The sequence below is a fragment of the Streptomyces sp. SID14436 genome, from assembly GCF_010548465.1.
Taxonomy (GTDB): Bacteria; Actinomycetota; Actinomycetes; order Streptomycetales; family Streptomycetaceae; genus Streptomyces.
Map to the genome: position 1 here is coordinate 1 of NZ_JAAGMD010000622.1, position 5,769 is coordinate 5,769.

Annotated in this window: 5 protein-coding genes and 1 pseudogene; 5 read left to right on the forward strand and 1 reads right to left on the reverse strand. The window is 72.1% G+C overall.

Translation table 11 applies throughout. The features are described 5' to 3' along the window. From G3I53_RS21765 to G3I53_RS21780, 4 genes and pseudogenes are all read left to right on the forward strand, one after another. Positions 1 to 252: pseudogene (locus tag G3I53_RS21765) on the forward strand (hypothetical protein); the annotation flags it as partial. A 333-nt stretch (positions 253 to 585) separates the two neighbouring features. Then, a complete protein-coding gene (locus G3I53_RS21770; protein ID WP_164337287.1) occupies positions 586 to 1,491 on the forward strand; it encodes a S1 family peptidase in 906 nt (301 codons plus the stop codon). A gap of 221 nt (positions 1,492 to 1,712) precedes the next feature. Further along, the gene (locus G3I53_RS21775) at positions 1,713 to 2,666 is read left to right on the forward strand and encodes a slipin family protein (protein ID WP_164337291.1); all 954 of its coding nucleotides are present in this window, start codon (positions 1,713 to 1,715) and stop codon (positions 2,664 to 2,666) included. A 277-nt stretch (positions 2,667 to 2,943) separates the two neighbouring features. Continuing rightward, a complete protein-coding gene (locus tag G3I53_RS21780; RefSeq protein WP_164337288.1) occupies positions 2,944 to 4,026 on the forward strand; it encodes a S1 family peptidase in 1,083 nt (360 codons plus the stop codon). Positions 4,027 to 4,096: 70 nt separating this feature from the next. Here G3I53_RS21780 and G3I53_RS21785 read toward each other — a convergent pair whose 3' ends face one another. Continuing rightward, a complete protein-coding gene (locus G3I53_RS21785; protein WP_164337289.1) occupies positions 4,097 to 5,131 on the reverse strand; it encodes an ABC transporter permease in 1,035 nt (344 codons plus the stop codon). Between the two features lie 154 nt (positions 5,132 to 5,285). Between G3I53_RS21785 and G3I53_RS21790 the strand changes: the two genes are divergently transcribed. Then, positions 5,286 to 5,769 (forward strand): PHP domain-containing protein (locus tag G3I53_RS21790; protein ID WP_343240665.1); only part of this gene is annotated, 484 nt, incomplete at its 3' end.

Genomic DNA, 5,769 nt, shown 5'->3' on the forward strand with positions numbered 1-5,769 from the left:
ACCCGTCCGCCGCCCGGGCCGCCGCGCCGGCGCGGTCTGCTCGCGGGCTGCGCGGTGTGGACGGGGCTGGCCTGCACCTGCCAGTTGTGCTGCGGCAGTTACCACGACCCGTGGAGCGGCGAGTACAAGGAGGGCGTCTGCTCGCGGCACGACTGCAGCGGGTGCGGTGACTGCTGCAACTGCTGCGAGTGCTGCAACTGCTGCAGTTGCTGCGGTGAGGACGGCGGCTGCGACTGCGGCTGCGACTGCTGACCGGAGGCGCGCGGGAGCGCGGACCGGCGCGGGCCGGGCGCGGACGGATCCGGAGGGGCTACTTCCGGACATCCGTCCGGCGCTGCCGGAGGGGGTGACACAGGGGTGACCACGGGTGACACACCGCATGTGAGGGGACCAAGTCGCACAGATGGTTCAAAGATTGACGGCTGAAAGGCACCCTTGTGCCGACCGGTCGTTCGGCCGAATACTCACCGGCAGCGCTTGTCAGGGGCACGGCACGTCCGGAATCCGGGCGACCGGTCCCTGGCTGCGCCTCACGGGCCCACAACCCCACGAGGGCCCCCTACTTCCTTTGTGGAGGAACGAGAAGTGAGGATCAAGCGCACCACCCCTCGCAGCGGCATCACGAGACGCACCCGGCTGATCGCCGTCACGTCCGGCCTCGTGGCCGCTGCCGCGTTCGCGGTCCCCAGCGCGAACGCGGCCGACACCCCCACCACCTTCAGTTCCGCCGAACTCAAGAGTGTGAGCGGTTCGGTGCTGAAGGCCGACGTCCCGGGCACCGCCTGGGCGGTCGACAGCAAGACCAACCGGGTCGTCGTGACCGTCGACAGCACCGTCTCCCAGGCCGAGATCAACAAGATCAGGCAGCAGGCCGGGAGCGACGCCGACGCGATCACCATCAAGCGCACCCCGGGCACCTTCAGCAAGCTCATCCAGGGCGGTGACGCCATCTACTCGAACAGCGGCCGCTGTTCCCTGGGCTTCAACGTCCGCTCCAGCAGCGGGACCGAGTACTTCGTCACCGCCGGTCACTGCACCCAGGGCGCGGGCACCTGGTACGGCAACTCCGCGCGCACCCAGGTGCTGGGCTCGACCGCCGGCTCCAGCTTCCCGGGCAACGACTACGGCATCGTCCGCTACACGGGCTCCGTCAGCCGGCCCGGCACCGCCAACGGCGTGGACATCACGCGGGCGGCCACCCCGAGCGTGGGCACCACCGTCATCCGTGACGGCTCCACCACGGGCACCCACAGCGGCCGGGTCACCGCGCTCAACGCGACGGTGAACTACGGCGGCGGCGACATCGTCTCCGGCCTCATCCAGACCACGGTCTGCGCCGAGCCCGGCGACTCCGGCGGCCCGCTGTACGGCAGCAACGGCACCGCGTACGGTCTGACCTCCGGCGGCAGCGGCAACTGCCGCACCGGTGGCACGACCTTCTTCCAGCCGGTCACGGAGGCCCTGAGCGCCTACGGCGTCAACGTCTACTGACCGGCGGGCCCCCGGGGCCGGTCCCGCACCGCGGACCGGGTACCACCGGCCCCACGGGTCCCATCGCGGCCGTCGACGCGGCGAGCCCCCGCACACAACCAGTGTGCGGGGGCTCGCCCCTGTAGGGGCCACGGAGTTACCGTCGAGGGACACACCAGGACGTGCCGGGCGGCACCGGCGCGGGTTCACCTGATGCGCCACTTCGGACCCTGGGGGCCGTGATGGTCGAGGAACTGGTGACGGCGGGAGCAGCGCTGGCGTCCGCGGGGGCCGTCTATCTGATGGCGGCGGCCCGCGTCGTCAAGCAGTACGAGCGGGGCGTGGTGTTCCGCCTCGGCCGGCTGCGGCCCCAGGAACGGGGACCCGGGTTCACGCTGATCGTGCCGTTCGTGGACCGGCTGCACAAGGTGAACCTGCAGATCGTCACGCTGCCGGTGCCGGCCCAGGAGGGCATCACCCGGGACAACGTGACGGTGCGCGTCGACGCGGTCGTCTACTTCAAGGTCGTCGACGCGGCGGACGCCCTGGTGGAGGTCGAGGACTACCGGTTCGCGGTCTCCCAGATGGCGCAGACCTCGCTGCGCTCCATCATCGGCAAGAGCGACCTGGACGACCTGCTGTCCAACCGGGAGAAGCTCAACCAGGGGCTGGAGCTGATGATCGACAGTCCCGCGGTGGGCTGGGGCGTGCACGTCGACCGGGTGGAGATCAAGGACGTCTCCCTGCCGGAGACGATGAAGCGCTCGATGGCCCGCCAGGCCGAGGCCGACCGGGAACGCCGGGCCCGCATCATCAACGCCGACGCCGAGCTCCAGGCGTCGAAGAAACTCGCCGAGGCCGCCCAGCAGATGGAGGACACCCCCTCCGCGCTCCAACTGCGGCTGCTCCAGACGGTCGTCGCCGTCGCGGCCGAGAAGAACTCCACCCTGGTCCTGCCCTTCCCGGTGGAACTGCTGCGCTTCCTCGAACGCGCCCAGCAGCCGGTGCTCACGCCCGCGCCCGAGACCCCGCGGGCCGCGCGGCCGACGGCGGAAGCGGTGGAGGCGATGGAAGCGGTGCAGGCGGTGACCGAGGCGGTGCGCGGGGCCGTGCCCGAAACGGTGCGGGAGCAACTGCGCGCCGTGCCGCCCCGCGTGGAACCGGACTCGGAAGAGTCGAATTCCAGCCACGACTAGACTCCCCCTGCGGTCCTCCGGGTTACTCGCTCGTAATGTTTGCAGTGCGAACCGTCCTGCGTGTCCATGAACTGTCAGGACATAGGGGGCGCGCGGTCGTTGTCGTACGCGCGTCCTGAAGTCGACCTTGTGTGCTCCCCCGGGGGCTGGGAATAGTAGGCGGCGTTCAACCGGCACGAGCGCGGCTTTTTTCGTCTGCCGCCCTTGTGGCCGTACGCCTTCCGGCTCGTGAGGTCCCCACAGCCTCCCGGGCCGTCCCCCCACAGGAGGACGTCAGTTGAAGCACCGACGCATACCCAGGCGCCGCGCAGCGCTGGCCGGGGCGGGCATCGCCGCCCTGGTCGCCGCGGGAGTCACCTTCCAGACTGCGAACGCCAGTGAGACGCCGGACACCCCCGAGCCCCGGACCCTCTCGGTCACAGCGGCCGGAAAGCTCGCCTCGACGCTCGCCGAGGACCTCGGCGCCGACGCGGCGGGAACGTACTACGACGCGAAGAGCAAGAGCCTCGTGGTCAACGTGCTCGACGAGGCAGCCGCGGAGACCGTCGAGTCGGCGGGAGCCGAGGCGAGAGTCGTCGCGCACTCCCTGGCCGAACTGAAGGGGGCGCGCACCACCCTGGAGAAGGACGCGAGCATCCCGGGCACCGCCTGGGTGACCGACCCGACCACCAACAAGGTCGTCGTCACGGCGGACCGCACGGTCTCCAAGGCCGACTGGGCCAAGCTGACCGAGGTCGTCGAGGGGCTCGGCGCCAAGGCCGAACTCCAGCGCACCGAGGGCGAGTACCAGCCCTTCATCGCGGGCGGCGACGCCATCACCGGCAACGGCGGGCGCTGCTCGCTCGGCTTCAACGTGACCAAGGGCGGCGAGCCGCACTTCCTCACCGCGGGGCACTGCACCGAGGGCATCTCCACCTGGTCGGACTCCTCCGGCAACGTGATCGGCGAGAACGCGGCGTCCAGCTTCCCGGGCGACGACTACGGCCTGGTCAAGTACACCGCCGACGTGGACCACCCGAGCGAGGTGAACCTCTACAACGGCTCCACGCAGGCCATCTCCGGTGCCGCCGAGGCCACGGTCGGCATGCAGGTCACCCGCAGCGGCTCCACCACCCAGGTGCACTCGGGCACGGTCACCGGCCTGGACGCCACCGTGAACTACGGCAACGGCGACATCGTCAACGGCCTGATCCAGACCGACGTGTGCGCCGAGCCCGGCGACAGCGGCGGCTCGCTCTTCTCGGGCAGCAGCGCGGTCGGCCTCACCTCCGGCGGCAGCGGCGACTGCTCCTCGGGCGGTACGACCTTCTTCCAGCCGGTGACGGAGGCCCTGTCGGCCACCGGTACGCAGATCGGCTGATCCCGGGTTCCGTACGTGTCCGCGACGTCCCGTCCCGCCCGCGCGGGGCGGGACGTCCGCGTGCCGGGGGTCAGGCCGGCCGGCGGGTGTGCGCCAGCGCCGCCCCCATCGTGACCGCGACGCCCACGACGGCCCACGCCGACAGCACCAGCAGGGCGCCGGTCACCGCGTTCCCCTCGAAGTAGGTGATCGAGCGGGCCGCCCAGGTGCCCGCGCCCGGGGGCAGCGCCGGGCCGATCGCCGCCCAGAACGGCGGCAGCAGGGGAGGCGGCAGCGCGCCGCCGGAACTCGGGTTGCCCAGGATCACCACGATCAGGATGGCCACGCCGATGCCGACCACCCCGAGCAGGCTCTGCAGGGCGAGCGTGGCCGCGCCCACCGCGAACGTGATCAGCGTGCCCAGCCCCCACAGGGCGAAGAAGCCGCCCGGCAACGCGTCCAGGACGGGCCCGGCGAGGAACGCTCCGCCGAAACCGCCGACGATCGCGACCAGTACCAGGGTGCCGAGCCGGATCCCCGCCCGCCGTGGGGTGGAGGGGCGGGCGCCGGAGCTGATGGCCAGGATCGACGCGCACAGGTAGCCGCCCACGCACCAGCCGACGACGACGTAGAAGGACGAGAGGCCGTTGGCGTCCCGTGAGGAGGCCGGGACCACGTCGACGACCCGCACCGTGCGCTGCTCGGCCTCCTCCAGGGTGACGGCCAGCTTCTCCAGGGTGGTGGCCAGCGAGGTGCCGCCGCCGGTGGCGACCAGCAGGGTGTCGGTGGTCCCGGCGGGGTCCACGATCAGCGCGCCGTCGATCTTCCGGTCCAGGATCTGCTGCCGCGCGCCCGCCTCGTCGGCCACCGCGCGCGGGTCCAGGGGGGAGCCGGGCAGCTGCTCCAGCCGGGTCACCGCCTGCTCGGCGACGGCCTGCGGCGCGACCACCCCGAAGGGCGCGTCCCGCAGCTTCGGCTGGTGCAGCGCGCCCACGTAGGAGGTGATGAACAGCAGCTGGAGGGCGAGCACGCCGAGCACGAGGAGCGTGGCGCGCGGGGTGACGGCGTTCCTCACCTCCCGGAGGAACGACGGCGGAGAGGGGCGGGCGCCGGTGGTCTGCGTCATGTCCCCACGGTCCGGGGGTTCGCGCGTTCCCGCAGGTGGGAAGGGGCCGAAAGGGGGTCGCACATACATTCGAGAATTGGTCTATGGTGGGGGTGAGGTAGCTGGGAACATATGTTCGAGAGTCGTTCGGGACTCACGAGTGCGGGAGGTGCGTGTGCCGGGTTTCACGCATCTGCACACCGTCTCCGGGTTCTCCCTGCGCCACGGCGCCTCCCACCCGGAACGGCTGGCCGAGCGTGCCGGGGAACGGGGTATGGACGCCCTCGCCCTCACCGACCGCGACACCCTCGCCGGGAGCGTCCGCTTCGCCAAGGCCTGCGCCAAGGCGGGCGTCCGCCCCCTGTTCGGCGCCGAGCTGGCGGTGGCTCCCCCTCCGTCCCCGGCCGGTGCGACGGCGCCCGGCGGCGTCCGGGGGGACGAGGCGGTCCGCAGGGAGCGGCGCCGCACCCCGGTGCGCGGCGGTGCCTTCGTCGACGACTCGGCGCCCCGGGTCACCTTCCTCGCCCGGGACGGCGCCCGCGGCTGGGCCGACCTGTGCCGTCTGGTCTCCGCCGCCCACGCCACCGGGCCGGGCGTCCCGTCCGAGCGGGGCGGCCCCCCGTCCGGCGGGCTCCCGCTGCTGCCCTGGGAGGACAACC

Excerpts from the sequence above, each read along its gene's own strand:
- G3I53_RS21785 (WP_164337289.1), bottom strand. The coding sequence starts at position 5,131 with ATGACGCAGACCACCGGCGCCCGCCCCTCTCCGCCGTCGTTCCTCCGG.
- G3I53_RS21775 (WP_164337291.1), top strand. The coding sequence starts at position 1,713 with ATGGTCGAGGAACTGGTGACGGCGGGAGCAGCGCTGGCGTCCGCGGGG.